This window comes from uncultured Photobacterium sp. (assembly GCF_947039875.1).
GTDB lineage: Bacteria > Pseudomonadota > Gammaproteobacteria > Enterobacterales > Vibrionaceae > Photobacterium.
Window position 1 is genome coordinate 124,692 of sequence record NZ_CAMRAN010000001.1, and the last position, 14,069, is coordinate 138,760.

Annotated in this window: 12 protein-coding genes; 10 read left to right on the forward strand and 2 right to left on the reverse strand. The window is 40.6% G+C overall.

The annotated features are described in order from the left end of the window. Window positions 1-51: 51 nt before the first annotated feature. Window positions 52-2,091, reverse strand: a complete 2,040-nt coding sequence (locus Q0V26_RS00485) for an EAL domain-containing protein (RefSeq protein ID WP_297474704.1) — start codon at window positions 2,089-2,091, stop codon at window positions 52-54. A gap of 222 nt (window positions 2,092-2,313) precedes the next feature. On the opposite strand from Q0V26_RS00485, the gene Q0V26_RS00490 reads away from it, so the two are divergent. The 5 genes from Q0V26_RS00490 (at window position 2,314) to rimI (ending at window position 5,677) form a co-directional block, all read left to right on the forward strand. Beyond that, window positions 2,314-2,835, forward strand: coding sequence for an SCP2 domain-containing protein (locus tag Q0V26_RS00490; protein ID WP_297474706.1), 522 nt, complete (start codon window positions 2,314-2,316; stop codon window positions 2,833-2,835). Further along, entirely contained in the window at window positions 2,825-3,331 is a 507-nt protein-coding gene (locus Q0V26_RS00495; RefSeq protein ID WP_297474708.1) for an N-acetyltransferase, read from the forward strand. Before Q0V26_RS00490 ends, Q0V26_RS00495 begins: the two co-directional genes overlap by 11 nt. Window positions 3,332-3,631: 300 nt before the next feature. After that, window positions 3,632-4,666 (forward strand): glycerol dehydrogenase, encoded by a 1,035-nt coding sequence (locus tag Q0V26_RS00500; RefSeq protein ID WP_297474710.1) that lies wholly within the window; start codon window positions 3,632-3,634, stop codon window positions 4,664-4,666. A gap of 161 nt (window positions 4,667-4,827) precedes the next feature. Then, a complete protein-coding gene (locus tag Q0V26_RS00505; RefSeq protein ID WP_297474711.1) occupies window positions 4,828-5,229 on the forward strand; it encodes a DNA polymerase III subunit psi in 402 nt (133 codons plus the stop codon). Then, a complete protein-coding gene (gene rimI, locus Q0V26_RS00510) occupies window positions 5,219-5,677 on the forward strand; it encodes a ribosomal protein S18-alanine N-acetyltransferase (RefSeq protein WP_297474714.1) in 459 nt (152 codons plus the stop codon). The genes Q0V26_RS00505 and rimI overlap by 11 nt, the downstream gene beginning before the upstream one ends. A gap of 91 nt (window positions 5,678-5,768) precedes the next feature. Here the strand turns inward: rimI and prfC are convergent, their stop codons facing one another. Continuing rightward, window positions 5,769-7,358, reverse strand: a complete 1,590-nt coding sequence (gene prfC, locus Q0V26_RS00515; protein ID WP_297474715.1) for a peptide chain release factor 3 — start codon at window positions 7,356-7,358, stop codon at window positions 5,769-5,771. Window positions 7,359-7,525: 167 nt separating this feature from the next. On the opposite strand from prfC, the gene Q0V26_RS00520 reads away from it, so the two are divergent. From Q0V26_RS00520 to Q0V26_RS00540, 5 genes are all read left to right on the forward strand, one after another. Beyond that, window positions 7,526-8,329 carry a TatD family hydrolase gene (locus Q0V26_RS00520; RefSeq protein ID WP_297474717.1) on the forward strand — a complete coding sequence of 268 codons (804 nt, stop codon included), beginning with the start codon at window positions 7,526-7,528 and terminating at the stop codon, window positions 8,327-8,329. Window positions 8,330-8,547: 218 nt separating this feature from the next. Continuing rightward, the gene (locus Q0V26_RS00525; protein WP_297474720.1) at window positions 8,548-9,840 is read left to right on the forward strand and encodes a NupC/NupG family nucleoside CNT transporter; all 1,293 of its coding nucleotides are present in this window, start codon (window positions 8,548-8,550) and stop codon (window positions 9,838-9,840) included. Between the two features lie 602 nt (window positions 9,841-10,442). Next, complete coding sequence (deoC, locus tag Q0V26_RS00530; protein ID WP_297474722.1) at window positions 10,443-11,219, forward strand: deoxyribose-phosphate aldolase; 777 nt, start codon at window positions 10,443-10,445, stop codon at window positions 11,217-11,219. Between the two features lie 230 nt (window positions 11,220-11,449). Continuing rightward, window positions 11,450-12,781: a thymidine phosphorylase gene (deoA, locus tag Q0V26_RS00535; RefSeq protein ID WP_297474724.1), complete on the forward strand. Its 1,332-nt coding sequence runs from the start codon at window positions 11,450-11,452 to the stop codon at window positions 12,779-12,781. Window positions 12,782-12,791: 10 nt separating this feature from the next. Then, window positions 12,792-14,012 carry a phosphopentomutase gene (locus Q0V26_RS00540; RefSeq protein ID WP_297474726.1) on the forward strand — a complete coding sequence of 407 codons (1,221 nt, stop codon included), beginning with the start codon at window positions 12,792-12,794 and terminating at the stop codon, window positions 14,010-14,012. Window positions 14,013-14,069 lie beyond the last annotated feature (57 nt).

A 14,069-nucleotide genomic window follows, 5' to 3' on the forward strand; every position in this document is an offset into this window, starting at 1 on the left:
TGATATTAAACAATAAAATTGTTACTAAATAATAGTGTTTTTAGACTTATATCAACCGTTGAGATAAATTTTTTCTTTTAATAATAAGCTTTCTAATTCTTGTTTTGGCATTGGGCGATGGAAATGAAACCCTTGAATATAATCACAATTGAGGTTTGAAAGTAAGGTGGCTTGTTGATGGGTCTCAATGCCTTCAGCGACAACACTCATATTAAGTGATTTACCGATATTAATGATATTTTCAATCAGAATAATTTGTTTAGGAATGGTGTCGATATCTTTAATAAACGCGCGATCAATTTTAAGTTCATCAAGGGGAAAGCGCGCTAAATAAGATAATGATGAATAGCCAGTACCAAAATCATCAATAGATAATGCAAACCCTTGTTGTTTAATCGCATTAAGCATTTGGATGGTATGTTCACCATCACTCATGACAGTACTTTCGGTGAGCTCAAAGGTAAAATCGTCAGCATTGATTCCAGTTGATTGGCGTAATTTATCAACAAAACTAATGAGATTTGGATTCTCAAACTGTTGTGATGATAGATTTATCGCGACACGACCTCTGAGTAACTGCTGTTTTTTCCAGTGATTAACAGTAGTAAATACTTCTCGCATAACAACACGACCAAGTTGTTCGATCAATCCTGCCCGTTCAGCAATGGGAATAAATTGTGCCGGGCTAATATAACCTTCAACGGGGTGTTTCCAGCGTACTAATGCTTCCGCACCGTCAATCTCAAAGTTTTTGGTATTGACTTTAGGTTGGTACCATACCTCTAAAGAATTGTTTTGCAATGCTTTTTGAAGTTCTATTTCAAGCCATAAGCGCATTCTTACTTCTTTACTCATTACCTCACTAAAAATGACGAGTCGATTACGACCACGATTTTTTGCTTCATACATGGCGGTATCAGCATTTTGTAACATCATTCGAGCATCGTGACCATTGCCTGGTGATTTGACCATGCCTATTGAGCAAGAAAGGTGCTTACTGAAATAACGTAGATCAAACGGTAAATTAATCAGTGCGATAATCTGCTCAGCGATTATTTCGCCACTGTTTTCATGTTCTGGGTTGGTTAATATAACCGCAAACTCATCGCCACTTAGATGACCAATAATCGAATCTTTAGGTAAGCGTTGTTGTAACCGTTGGGCTATTTCTTGTAATACTTTGTCACCAATATGATGGCCTAATGAATCATTAATATTTTTAAAGTTATCAATGTCGATATAGAGCATGAATAGCGGTGTATTGGCTTTCATTAATTGATCCAGTTGGCGGCTAAAACCATAGCGGTTATAAAGTCCAGTTAAGGGATCAAGTTGAGTGAGCTGCTCTATTTTATATTGTTGATCATTGCTACAGACTACGGGAGTTAGTTTGATTAATAACGCTGATTCACCAAGGATTTTTATTGGGGTGGTGGCTATGGTTAATGGCGTACGTTCAATATTATTAATGGCATAATAATGCTGTTTAGTATCCTGGAATGCTGAGATGAATTTTTTACTGTGGCAAGGTTGGTGGTTATTATCTAACAATAAGTGCTCAAGTTGTTGTCCAACTAAAGCTGGCTTAGATGTCATGCCTAATAGATCGATAGCGTGTTGATTGGCGTTTTTGATGATATTTTTTTCTACAATGCAGATACCATCGGTCATTAGGTTTTGAAGTTGGATTAACTGATGTTCCGATTCTTGTAATGAATTTATCAAAATATGCCGTTCTGATGTATCAATAGAATGCGAAATAATATGGCTGATTTTACCTGAAGTATTTGTCAGAGGCGCTAAGCTGATGTGTAAACAGGTGTGATGTGGCGTGTCATTGATGGTCACTTCCGCTTCAATGACTTCACCATTAAACGCTCGCTCATAATACGGTTTTAAACATTGGTAATAATAGTGACCAAGGGTATCAGTATCATTACTGCCAATTAATTGATGCTGTGATTTACCACTAATATCACTATAACGATTATTTACTCGATGGTAACAGTGTTGATCGTCAATAATCGCAAACAGGAAAGGACTATTATTTGTTAAAAGAGGAAACCAATAGTCAAGTTGCTCTATCTGCATTAATGTTTAATCCTTGGCTCTATGAGTTGAATATTAATAATAAGGTGCGATTAATTGATAACTAGTGTAAATGTTAGTGGGCGTAAATATAACGCGTATTAACAAAATAATGACTTGTTTTAGTGAGACAATTGATTTTTTTTGACTTAAGGCATAAAACAAATGGTTAAGATTGCCATACAATTCATTTTTAGCGTTCGACTTTAAACAGGAATACAAATAGTGATTGCTCAACTTAGAAGACAATTGGTTCAACATGGTCCAGCATTATTGCGTGTCCCTGTAAAATTGACACCGTTCTCTATTCAAAAAAAGATCATGTTAGATAGCCTTGCGATGGTTTTCAAAGAAGCATTGGCCGATGGCGATTTTGAATTTCTTGAGGATCGCTGGTTAAAAGTTGAAGTGCGTGATTTAGGATTACAGTGGTTCATTAGTTATCAAGATGAAGCATTAGTAGTAGCAGAGCACTGTGAACACCATGATGTGAGCTTTAGTGGCGAGTGTAATGATTTAGTGTTAATTGCGGCACGTAAAGAAGATCCTGATACACTGTTTTTCCAACGTCGCCTTCGTATTGAAGGTGATACCGAATTGGGCTTGGAAGTGAAGAACTTGATGGATAGTATTGATCTTGATTCTTTGCCTTCTCCCGTAAAATTTGTGTTACAGCAATCAGCTGATTTTATTCATCAGGGAATGCAGGCTAACGTGATTGATAAAGAGGTTACACATGCTCATTAGATCTGAAGCACCCGCTGATATTTTATTGATCGATGCATTATTAAAATCAGTGTTTGACACCGATGCCGAAGCGAACTTAGTGATGCGCTTGCGCGAAAATGGTTGCCGAACCTTATCATTAGTCGCTTGTACTGATGAAGGTGAAGTGATTGGGCATGCTTTTTTTAGTCCAGTAACGGTGGCAGGACAAGAAACAAATTGGCAAGGGCTTGCGCCGTTATCTATTCGCGAAGATCACCGTAATCAAGGGGTGGGTTTAGCATTATTAGCAGAAGCGCAAGCAACATTAGCTGATTTTGATTACCCAGCGGTGGTGGTATTAGGTGATCCTAATTATTACCATCGTGCTGGCTATGAAGCTGCTTTAGTACATGGTTTAACTTGCCGTTGGCCGGGAACAGAAGCTGCCTTTATGGTATTAGAAATTACGCCGGGTAGTGTACAGCAACATCAAGGATTGGTTGAATACTGCGAAGAGTTTAATGCTTTAGCATAATCAATGAAGTACTGACCTTTCGGCAGTAACTAATAAGCCACGATCTTCCTTTTAATACGATAGTTTTATCACTATCTGCGAGGAGGAGCGTGGTTTTTTATATCCATTAATAACCTATTAATATTGCACTGCAATAAAGTTAATATTGAGAAGTAAGAACTCTTTATTTGTCATTTAGCTTAATATTTGGTGGTGGTATTTTATTGCTAATAATAAATCATTAAGGAATGACATTCATGATCCCTCGTAGTATTACCTCACCAAAAAAATTCATTATTGGTCAAAACCTATTGCCACAACTTGGCGGTTTTATTAAAGATTATTGGTAATAATGCTGTATTGATTTGTGATGAATTTATTCTTAATAAAGTTAAAGAGGAAGCACTACCAGCGTTACAACAAGCGGGCATTACTGCTCATGCAGAACAATTTCAATATGAATGTACTGATACTGAAATTGGTCGTATCCATGAGATCGTAAAACATTGTGGCGCAAATGTTGTCGTGGGTATTGGTGGCGGTAAAACCATGGATGTGGCTAAAGCGGTTGCGCATTTTGCTCACATTCCGGTGATTATTTTTCCAACTATTGCGTCAACAGATGCACCTTGTACTGCGTTATCTGTGGTGTACAAAGATGACGGTGAGTTTGACCGTTACTTATTCCTACCTCAAAACCCAGATGCTGTTATTGCTGATACGGGTATTATTGCTGCGGCACCAATTAAGTTCTTTGCTGCAGGTATTGGTGATGCGCTAGCAACCTTCTTTGAAGCACGTGCGTGTTGTTATGCTGACGGTTTAAACCTAGTACAAAAACGCGTATCACGTACTGGTCTTGGCATGGCACTGATGTGCTATGAGTTGATTGTTGAAAACGTAGAAATGGCAATGGATGCCGCGCGTCGCCATGTGGTTACACCAGCATTAGAAGAAATGATTGAAGCAACGATTTACCTCAGTGGTATCGGTGCTGAATCTGGTGGTTTAGCGGCAGCGCACGCTGTTAGCAACGGTATGTCTTCATTACCACAATTACACCATATTCAGCATGGTGAGAAAGTAGCGTTTGGTTTGCTAACTCAATTAGTGCTTGAAAAAGCCGATTCTGAAGAAATTGAAAATGTTATTTATGTAATGAAAACAGCTGGTTTACCATTAACTTTAGCTGATTTCGGTATTGAAGAAATGGTGGAATCTGAATGGCGTCAAGTGGCTGAGATTGCCTGCGCTGAAGGTGACACTATGTGTAATATGGCGGTTAAGGTCAATGCTGACCGCGTCTACCAAGCAATGGTTGCTGCTGATGCATTAGCACAACGTTACCATGACTAAAATGTCATGCTGATAATGGTTAAATAATAATAATCAATGCCGACATCATGTCGGCATTGTTGTTTTTAAACTATTAGAGACAGAAGATGATAGTTTATGAGTACAAAGCAGTGCGGATTTGCTAGGATCAGCCTCCATTTATATTCCATAGCAGGTAGGGTATGAAGCAACGCGATATTCAGGTGTTACAGGAAATGGGGATCACTTATTGGCAAGTGCGAAAGCCTGAGCTTTTTCCTAACCAAGTGCTACCTGTGATCAATCTGCCCGCTGAGTGTAAGCTGCTTTTTATTTCGGCTGAGGAATTGAATGAGCATGATGCTTGGTTGTTTGGACGTATTTTATCAAGTATGAAATTGACGCCAGAGCAAGCATTATCCTTGCCGCTATCGGCACTTGATCAAATCGCAGCGCACCATTTAACTTGGTGTTGGTTTGCGGGTTGCCAAGGAATATACCCAACGGGTTGTCAGGTTCTGAATTCGGCCTCATTAAAACTTATGCATAATGATCCTTCATCTAAGAAAGCATTATGGCAACAGATTTGTAGTTATGACTCATAAAAAAATTATTCCATTAGAAGCACACCATACCGATGATGTTTGGCGTATAGAACAAGCAGCTAATACCTTTCCGTGGGCAGAATCAATGATTCGCAAAGAGCCTAACCGAATTGCGGCCAACTATGTATTAGTGGTTGATGAGCAAGTGGTCGGGTATTGCTTTGGCCAAGTTGTCGCAGGTGAAGGTACTTTATTGAATATTGCCATTGATCCGGCTCAGCAACGTAAAGGCTACGGTAAGTTATTACTTAATGGTTTTATTGATGCGTTAGAAGCAAAACAAGCGGAAGAAATTTGGCTTGAAGTACGTGAGAGTAACATTGGTGCGTATAAGCTTTATGAAGCAACAGGATTTAATGAAACCAATCGTCGTGTTGGTTATTATCCTGCGGTTGATGGTCGTGAAGATGCGTTGATCATGGCGTATATGTTTATGCCTTTTAGCTGATTTACTTATAAAGTACCTATAAATAAAGACCAATAAAAAGGCCATATTCAGATGAATACGGCCTTTTTGGTATTAGTAACCTGTGAGGGGATTAGTGTTCGCGAGTGGCGCGGAAATCACCTTCAGGGAAACGTTCTTTAGCAAGGTTTAGGTTAACCATGGTTGGTGCGATGTAAGATAAGTTATCACCGCCATCGAGTGCTAGGTGAGATTGGTTCTTACGCTTGAATTCTTCAAGTTTCTTCGCGTCATCACATTCAACCCAACGTGCAGTTGCTACGTTAACGCCTTCATAAATCGCTTCAACGTTGTATTCAGCTTTAAGACGTGCCACAACCACATCAAACTGAAGTACACCTACTGCACCCACGATAAGATCGTTGTTTTGTAGTGGACGGAATACCTGCACCGCCCCTTCTTCTGAAAGCTGTACTAAGCCTTTTAGCAATTGCTTTTGCTTTAGTGGATCTTTTAGACGAATACGACGGAAAAGCTCAGGGGCAAAGTTTGGAATACCAGCAAACTTCAGTTCTTCACCTTGAGTAAAGGTATCACCAATCTGAATCGTACCGTGGTTGTGTAAACCAATAATATCACCAGCATAAGCTGTTTCTGCGCGTGAACGGTCACCGGCCATAAAGGTTACGGCATCAGAAATGCTGACGTTTTTACCGGTACGAACATGGTTCATCTTCATACCTTGCTCGTAAGTTCCTGATACAATACGCATAAAAGCAATACGGTCACGGTGTTTAGGATCCATGTTTGCTTGGATTTTAAACACAAAGCCTGAGAATTTCTCTTCCGTTGCTTCAACTTCACGGGTATTGGCTTGGCGAGGTAATGGCGCTGGTGCCCACTCGGTTAAGCCGTCAAGCATATGGTCAACACCAAAGTTACCCAATGCTGTACCAAAGAAGACTGGTGTTAGTTCACCTGCGAGAAAGAGTTCACGATCAAATTCATTTGATGCGCCAATAACGAGTTCTAGTTCTTCACGCAAGTTAGCTGCAAGGTCGCTACCAATAGCAACATCTAGCTCAGGGTTATCTAAGCCTTTAATAATGCGTTGCTCTTGAATGGTGTGACCTTGACCTGTGCTGTAAAGAATCGTTTCATCACGGTGAATATGGTAAACACCTTTGAACTCTTTACCACAGCCGATAGGCCATGAAATTGGCGCACATGCCATACCTAGTTCAACTTCAACCTCATCAAGTAATTCCATTGGATCACGTGTTTCACGGTCCAATTTGTTCATGAAGGTAACAATAGGTGTGTCACGTAGACGAGTTACTTCCATTAGCTTACGGGTACGATCTTCGACACCTTTTGCAGCATCGATAACCATTAGGCAAGAGTCAACCGCAGTTAGAGTACGGTAAGTATCTTCTGAGAAGTCTTCGTGTCCAGGAGTATCAAGTAAGTTAACTAAACAAGCATTGTAAGGAAACTGCATTACAGAAGTGGTTACTGAGATACCACGTTCTTTTTCCATCTCCATCCAGTCAGATTTTGCATGCTGGTTAGAGCCACGACCTTTTACGGTACCCGCTTTTTGGATCGCGTTTCCGAACAACAATACCTTTTCAGTAATGGTGGTTTTACCCGCATCGGGGTGGGAGATAATAGCGAAAGTACGACGTTTCGATACTTCGCCTTGAAACAGTGTTTGCGACATTAGCATGTTCTTTTTGAATGGAGTGCGTTATTCACTATTGTCGCTGATTTTATCCTTATACTCAATCTAGCCGCAGCGAGAATTACTCACAAAGGTAAATAATGACCCGTTTGATGGTTAATTCACGGCATAATATGCATCACCTTCTTAATATAGAGACTCAAATTATGGCAGTAACCACAAAACAACCAGTTGTGATAGATAGCCATTGTCATTTTGACTTTGTGCCATTTGCAGCCGATCCCGCTCAAGCATGGACACAAGCACAGCAAGCGGGAGTGAAAGCGTTGGTTATTCCAACAGTCGGTAGCAGTAATTGGCACACAGTTGCAACTTTATGTCAGCAATTTTCAGGCTTATATTATGGATTAGGTATTCACCCTTTTTTTAGTCATCAACATACAGCAGATGTGGTGGATGAATTAGCGCGTCTGCTCACTAACGCCAAGAATGATGAGCTGTGTGTGGCGGTGGGAGAATGTGGGTTAGATTTTGCTGTAGCGAATGTTAATCGAGACCAACAATTACAGTGGTTACAAGCGCAACTTCAATTAGCCAATGAGCATGATTTACCTGTGATACTACATTGCCGTAAAGCCTTTCCTGAATTGGTTACATTATTGCGTCAGCAGCTACCTAAAATGGGCGGTGTTTATCATGGATTTAGTGGCAGTTACCAACAGGCAACTCAGCTTGTTGATCTCGGTATCAAAATCGGTGTGGGTGGCACCATTACTTATAGTCGCGCTCAAAAAACCCGCGCTACTATCGCGAAATTACCATTATCAGCACTGTTATTAGAGACCGATTCTCCTGATATGCCGGTGTCAGGCTATCAAGGTCAGCCAAATCGACCTGAGCGTTTAGTCGATATTGTTACAACATTAGCGGATATAAGAGGGGACACCTATACACAAATAGCACAAGCAACAACCTTAACATGTACTGAATTATTTCAAATAAAGGTGTGATTTTGCTGCCAAAGCCAAACGTTTGCGTTGATCGCAAGGCTCTTTAAATAAGGGTTATGTGATACGAGTCACAATAGCTGATTATGGTACATCAAATTTCCTCATAAACTGTGATCTTTGCATTACATCATCAGGAACTCCATGAGTATAATGCGCCGACTCTATAAAAGAGCCTAACTGTCAATACGCCAAAAATTAACTATAGGATTCCATAAATCATGAGCCTGCTAATGAGCCTAGTTGGGATGGTGGTACTGCTATTACTTGCCGTACTTCTATCTGATAACCGTAAAGCGATCAACTTACGTACTGTTGGTGGTGCATTTGCTATCCAATTTCTTTTAGGTGCCTTTGTTCTTTATGTGCCTGTAGGCCGTGATGTGCTGTATGGCATGTCGCAAGCAGTAGCTAACGTTATTGGTTATGGTAATGACGGTATTAACTTCTTATTTGGTGGCTTAACATCAAACAAGATGTTTGAATTATTTGGCGGCGGTGGTTTTGTTTTCGCATTACGCGTACTGCCTGTTATCGTCTTCTTCTCTGCACTTATCAGTGTGTTGTACTACATCGGCGTTATGCAAATTGTTATCAATGTACTAGGTGGCGGTTTACGTAAAGTTCTTGGTACTTCTCATGCAGAATCAATGTCTGCAACAGCTAATATTTTTGTAGGTCAAACGGAAGCACCATTGGTTATTCGTCCGTTCGTACCTAAGATGACTCAATCTGAGCTGTTTGCGGTAATGTGTGGTGGTTTGGCATCAGTGGCTGGTGGTGTACTTGCAGGTTACGCACAAATGGGTGTGCCTCTAGAGTACTTGATTGCTGCTTCATTTATGGCAGCACCGGGTGGTCTACTATTTGCTAAAATCATTAAGCCTGAAACCGAGCAGCCAATTGAGCAGATCGCGGGTATCGATGAAGATGAAAGTGAAGAAAAACCCGCTAACATTATTGATGCAGCAGCAGCTGGTGCATCATCTGGTATGCAATTAGCGCTAAACGTAGGCGCAATGTTACTTGCATTCATCGGTCTAATTGCACTCATTAACGGTATGCTTGGTGGTATCGGTGGTTGGTTCGGTATGCCTGAACTAACACTAGAACTGATTCTAGGTTACGTATTCTCACCACTTGCATTCCTTATTGGTGTGCCATGGGGTGAAGCACAAGTTGCCGGTTCATTCATCGGTCAGAAGATTGTTGTTAACGAATTCGTTGCTTACCTAAACTTTGCCCCTTACCTAAAAGATGTAGCTGATGGCGGCATGTTAGTAGCACAAACTGGTGCTGAAATGTCTGATAAGACTAAAGCTATCATCTCATTTGCATTGTGTGGTTTCGCAAACCTATCTTCAGTAGCCATTCTACTGGGTGGTTTAGGTGGTCTAGCGCCAACGCGTCGTGCTGAAATCGCTCGCTTTGGTATGAAGGCTGTTGCGGCAGGTACATTATCTAACCTAATGTCAGCAACAATTGCAGGTTTATTTATTACACTAGCATCATAGTTATAAATAAAGACTAACCTCAGATAAGAAACGCCATGGCTGATGCTGTGGCGTTTTTTTTATTCGTCAAAAGTCATGAAATTTAAGTTTGGTTTAATGTAATAAAATCGATTGCGTTCCCCTTTCTTAATTTTCACTCTGTTATTATTCTCTTATAGAAACAGTATCGCGGTTGTAATTGATAACGTTGTTGCTGTTATTTGCATCACCAATAACTGTTATGCAAAAAACGGCTTTTTTTATGTTTAAGTTGCATGAGTTGCGAAAACACTTTTTATTTCAGTAAACATATTATCCACCACAGGAAACACGAGATTAATGGTCGAGTCGTGGTTGAATTGATATTATAAGTGAAGTAAAACCTTAACTGGTTAAGGGGACTTAATCTTGTCTGGGGTAGTTTACGCGGTGAAAAGGATAGCAACTAGAAGGGGTTTATTCTCTTCTGGGTCTTCAAGGAATAACGTCCGCTCATAGATAACAATGGCAATGAATGCTGTTGCATCGCAGTGAAGTTAATGAGGTCACTGCTGAATTCATATCGAGTATTCAGGTAGTAATATTAATACTACCGCGATCAAACATTACGACTGGAGAAAGTCATGAGCGATTTAAAAGCTGCAGCACTACGTGCATTAAAACTAATGGACCTTACAACATTAAATGAAGACGACACTGACGAAAAAGTGATCGCGCTATGTAAGAATGCAAAAACAGTTGTTGGTAACACTGCTGCAGTATGTATCTACCCTCGTTTTATTCCTGTCGCTAAGAAGCAACTACGTGAGCAAGGTACACCAGATGTACGTGTTGCAACAGTCACTAACTTCCCACACGGTAATGATGATATTGAGATCGCTGTGGCTGAAACAAAAGCGGCTGTTGCTTACGGTGCAGACGAAGTAGACGTTGTATTCCCATACCGCGCACTAATGGCTGGTAATACTGAAGTAGGCTTTGAGCTTGTGAAGCAATGTAAAGCAGCGTGTGGTGACAATGTCTTGCTTAAAGTTATCATCGAAACTGGTGAGCTAAAAACGGAAGCACTTATTAAGCAAGCATCTGAAATTTGTATTAATGCTGGCGCTGATTTTATTAAAACATCAACAGGTAAAGTGCCTGTAAACGCAACACCTGAATACGCTGAAATCATGCTAAATGTAATCAAAGACATGGGCGTAGCAAAAACAGTTGGTTTTAAACCTGCTGGTGGCGTGCGTACTGCTGAAGATGCACAACAATATTTAGCAATGGCAAACACTATTCTTGGTGATGAGTGGGCAGATAGCCGTCATTACCGTTTTGGTGCATCAAGCCTACTTGCTAACTTACTTCACACATTAGGTGAAGGCGAGCAAGCTGCACAAGGCGGTTACTAAGCTTTAGAAATAAGGTGGTGTCATGCCACCTTATTATTTTCAACGCTTATTATTGATGCTAATCGTTATATATTAGCCGTAATTATTTATTTTATTTAGTGTGTTTTTCAATGATGTTTTGCCATCACTGACAGGTTTCGTGCACGTAAAATTTAACGTAATAATAGTTTGGTTTTATAAATAAATAATTAATTTTTCCTATTAAAATCCATATCAGTAAGAGGATCGTCATGTACTTACCTCAAGAAATTATTCGTAAAAAACGCGACAATATTGTTTTAACTGCCGATGAAATTAATTTTTTCATTCAAGGTGTTGCTAAAAATACTGTTTCTGAAGGTCAAATCGCAGCCTTTGCAATGGCGATTTATTTTAATGATATGACCATGGATGAGCGTGTTGCTTTAACATGTGCAATGCGTGACTCAGGCATGGTGATCGATTGGAGCCACATGAATTTTGATGGCCCAATTGTTGATAAGCACTCAACCGGTGGTGTGGGTGATGTGACCTCTTTAATGCTGGGCGCTATGGTAGCGGCATGTGGTGGCTATGTACCAATGATCTCTGGTCGTGGTCTTGGTCATACGGGTGGTACGTTAGATAAGCTGGAATCTATTCCTGGTTACAACATTACGCCAAGCAATGAAGTGTTCGGTAAAGTAACTAAAGACGCGGGTGTGGCGATTATTGGTCAAACGGGTGATTTAGCTCCTGCAGATAAGCGTGTTTATGCGACCCGTGATGTAACAGCAACAGTGGATAATATCTCATTAATCACAGCCTCTATTTTGTCTAAGAAATTAGCCGCAGGTCTGGATTACTTGGTGATGGATGTCAAAGTAGGTTCAGGTGCATTTATGCCAACTTACGCCGCATCAGAAGAATTAGCCAAATCTATTGTTGCTGTCGCAAATGGTGCTGGAACTTGTACATCTGCGTTGTTGACTGATATGAACCAAGTGTTAGCATCAACCGCGGGTAATGCACTTGAAGTGCGTGAAGCGGTACAGTTTTTAACGGGCGAATACCGTAATCCTCGTTTATATGAAGTCACTATGGCATTGTGCGCTGAAATGTTAGTTATCAGTAAACTAGCATCAGATTTACCGCAAGCACGTGCGAAACTTCAAACAGTGTTAGATAATGGTCAAGCAGCAGAACGTTTTGGCAAAATGGTGGCAGGTCTTGGTGGTCCAACTGATTTTATCGATAATTATGATAACTATCTTGATAAAGCAGAGATCATTAAACCTGTATTTGCTGAAACAACCGGTTTTGCAACTGCGATGGATACCCGTGGTTTAGGTATAGCTGTTGTTGGCATGGGTGGTGGTCGTCGTGTTGCTAGCGATAGCATTGATTATGCTGTTGGTTTATCAAATATGATTCGCCTTGGTGATGAAGTATATGCAGATACTCCATTAGCAATGGTACACGCACGTACTGAAGCACAATGGCAAGAAGCAGCTAAAGCGGTTCGTGCCAATATCAGTATTGCTGATACACAGTCAGAGCCAACCCCTGAAGTATACCGTCGTATTGGCGAACAAGACGTATAACGGAGCAAACATGAAACGTTCAATTATTTTAGTTTTAGATTCTTTTGGTATCGGCGCGACGGAAGATGCGGTTGATTTTGGTGACGTGGGTGCAAACACCCTTGGTCATATTGCCCAAGCATGTGCACGTGGTGAAGCTAATAATGGTGATCGTAGTGGTGCCCTTTATCTACCTAACCTAACCAAATTAGGTTTAGCAAAAGCATGTGAAGAGTCATGTGGTCATTTTCCTGAAGGTATGGACACTGATGTTGAAATCGTAGGTGCGTTTGGCCATGCGAAAGAAATTTCATCAGGAAAAGATACACCTTCTGGCCACTGGGAAATTGCAGGCGTACCGGTATTATTTGACTGGGGTTATTTCAGCGATAAGACCAATAGCTTTCCAAAAGAGCTAACTGATCGCATCCTTGAGCGTGCAGGCTTAGACGGTTACTTAGGTAACTGCCATGCATCGGGTACACAAGTACTGGATGATTTGGGCGAAGAGCACATGCAAACAGGTAAACCAATTTTCTATACATCTGCTGACTCTGTATTCCAAATTGCATGTCACGAAGAGACTTACGGTCTTGATAAGTTGATGGAACTTTGTCATATCGTGCGTGAAGAGCTAGAAGATTATAATATTGGACGTGTTATTGCGCGTCCATTTATTGGTGCTGGTAAAGGTCAATTTGAACGTACGGGTAACCGTCGAGATTTATCACTTGAGCCACCTGCAACAACTATTCTGCAAAAGTTAGTTGAAGAGAAGCAAGGCGAAGTGATTTCTATCGGTAAGATTTCTGATATCTATGCGGGCTGTGGTATTTCTCGCAAAGTAAAAGCAACCGGTATTCCTGCTTTATTTGATGCAACGTTAGCACAAATTGAAGTCGCTGGTGATAACAGCATCGTGTTTACTAACTTTGTTGACTTTGACTCAGCTTACGGCCACCGTCGTAATGTTGCAGGTTATGCTGCGGCACTTGAGTATTTTGACCGTCGTTTACCTGAAATTTTAGCCTTGCTAAAAGAAGACGATGTGTTAATTATTACCGCTGACCATGGTTGTGATCCAACATGGCCTGGTACTGATCACACACGTGAGCATATTCCAGTGATCGTAACCGGACCAAAAGTTCAAGCGGGCTCATTAGGCCGTCGTGAAACATTTGCTGATATCGGTCAAAGCTTAGCAATACATTTTGGTACTTCTGATATGGATTACGGTAAATCGTTCTTATAAAACGTAATACTGTGACGTTATCTTGAACATCAAGGCGACTAATCATGAGATTAATCG

Excerpts from the sequence above, each read along its gene's own strand:
- Q0V26_RS00485 (WP_297474704.1), bottom strand. The coding sequence starts at position 2,091 with ATGCAGATAGAGCAACTTGACTATTGGTTTCCTCTTTTAACAAATAAT.
- Q0V26_RS00495 (WP_297474708.1), top strand. The coding sequence starts at position 2,825 with ATGCTCATTAGATCTGAAGCACCCGCTGATATTTTATTGATCGATGCA.
- Q0V26_RS00505 (WP_297474711.1), top strand. The coding sequence starts at position 4,828 with ATGAAGCAACGCGATATTCAGGTGTTACAGGAAATGGGGATCACTTAT.
- rimI (WP_297474714.1), top strand. The coding sequence starts at position 5,219 with ATGACTCATAAAAAAATTATTCCATTAGAAGCACACCATACCGATGAT.
- prfC (WP_297474715.1), bottom strand. The coding sequence starts at position 7,358 with ATGTCGCAAACACTGTTTCAAGGCGAAGTATCGAAACGTCGTACTTTC.
- Q0V26_RS00520 (WP_297474717.1), top strand. The coding sequence starts at position 7,526 with ATGGCAGTAACCACAAAACAACCAGTTGTGATAGATAGCCATTGTCAT.
- Q0V26_RS00525 (WP_297474720.1), top strand. The coding sequence starts at position 8,548 with ATGAGCCTGCTAATGAGCCTAGTTGGGATGGTGGTACTGCTATTACTT.
- deoC (WP_297474722.1), top strand. The coding sequence starts at position 10,443 with ATGAGCGATTTAAAAGCTGCAGCACTACGTGCATTAAAACTAATGGAC.
- deoA (WP_297474724.1), top strand. The coding sequence starts at position 11,450 with ATGTACTTACCTCAAGAAATTATTCGTAAAAAACGCGACAATATTGTT.
- Q0V26_RS00540 (WP_297474726.1), top strand. The coding sequence starts at position 12,792 with ATGAAACGTTCAATTATTTTAGTTTTAGATTCTTTTGGTATCGGCGCG.